The sequence below is a fragment of the Paenibacillus sp. J31R109 genome, from assembly GCF_059692055.1.
Window position 1 is genome coordinate 1 of sequence record NZ_JCAUAR010000046.1, and the last position, 1698, is coordinate 1698.

The following is a 1698-nucleotide window of genomic DNA, read 5'->3' on the forward strand; positions in this document are numbered from 1 at the left end:
GCAAGAGTGAAACTCAAAGGAATTGACGGGGACCCGCACAAGCAGTGGAGTATGTGGTTTAATTCGAAGCAACGCGAAGAACCTTACCAGGTCTTGACATCCCGATGTAACGCCTAGAGATAGGCGCCCTCTTCGGAGCATTGGAGACAGGTGGTGCATGGTTGTCGTCAGCTCGTGTCGTGAGATGTTGGGTTAAGTCCCGCAACGAGCGCAACCCTTGATCTTAGTTGCCAGCATGTTATGGTGGGCACTCTAGGATGACTGCCGGTGACAAACCGGAGGAAGGTGGGGATGACGTCAAATCATCATGCCCCTTATGACCTGGGCTACACACGTACTACAATGGTCGGTACAACGGGAAGCGAAGCCGCGAGGTGGAGCCAATCCTTATAAGCCGATCTCAGTTCGGATTGCAGGCTGCAACTCGCCTGCATGAAGTCGGAATTGCTAGTAATCGCGGATCAGCATGCCGCGGTGAATACGTTCCCGGGTCTTGTACACACCGCCCGTCACACCACGAGAGTTTACAACACCCGAAGTCGGTGGGGTAACCCGCAAGGGAGCCAGCCGCCGAAGGTGGGGTAGATGATTGGGGTGAAGTCGTAACAAGGTAGCCGTATCGGAAGGTGCGGCTGGATCACCTCCTTTCTATGGAGACTCGGTCTTGATAAGACCAGTCAAGTGTGTTTAACACACAAATCGCTTACTCACTCGTGTTCAGTTTTGAAGGATGAATTAACCCTTCAAAATCAGTTGACAACCAACATCGCTTCGCGCATGTAATGGTTGCAACATTGTTCCTTGAAAACTAGATAACGAAACAAAACGTAAAGTAAGAACTTAGGTTGTGTTGACCTGATGGTCTTCACAAAAATCTTTAAAGTTTTTTCTAGGTTAAGCTAGAAAGAGCACACGGAGGATGCCTAGGCACTAGGAGCCGAAGAAGGACGTGGCGAACGACGAAATGCCTCGGGGAGCCGTAAGCAGGCTTTGATCCGGGGATGTCCGAATGGGGGAACCCAGCTGTGGTAATGCGCAGTTACTCTAAAGTGAATACATAGCTTTAGTAGAGGCAGACCCAGGGAACTGAAACATCTAAGTACCTGGAGGAAAAGAAAACAAAAGTGATTCCGTCAGTAGCGGCGAGCGAAAGCGGAATAGCCCAAACCAAGGAGCTTGCTCCTTGGGGTTGTAGGACCTCGATATGGGGTTAGTTTGGTAGGCGAAGTGATCTGGAAAGGTCCGGCATAGAAGGTAAAAGCCCTGTAGCCCAAACCGAACGAATCTCCTAGAGGTATCCTGAGTACGGCGGGTCACGTGAAACCCCGTCGGAATCCGGCAGGACCATCTGCCAAGGCTAAATACTCCCTAGTGACCGATAGTGAAGCAGTACCGTGAGGGAAAGGTGAAAAGCACCGCGGAAGCGGAGTGAAAAAGAACCTGAAACCGTGTGCTTACAAAAAGTCAGAGCCCTCTATATGGGTGATGGCGTGCCTTTTGTAGAATGAACCGGCGAGTTACGTTCCCGTGCGAGGTTAAGTTGAAAAGACGGAGCCGCAGCGAAAGCGAGTCTGAATAGGGCGCTTTAGTACGTGGACGTAGACCCGAAACCGTGTGATCTACCCCTGTCCAGGGTGAAGGTGAGGTAACACTCACTGGAGGCCCGAACCCACGAATGTTGAAAAATTCGGGGATGAG

General features: G+C 51.2%; 2 rRNA genes. Both read left to right on the forward strand.

Annotation, left to right across the window (positions count from 1 at the left end):
• Positions 1-648: ribosomal RNA gene (locus AC58QT_RS35955) — 16S ribosomal RNA — on the forward strand; the annotation flags it as partial.
• Positions 649-892: 244 nt separating this feature from the next.
• Positions 893-1698, forward strand: a 23S ribosomal RNA gene (locus AC58QT_RS35960); the annotation flags it as partial.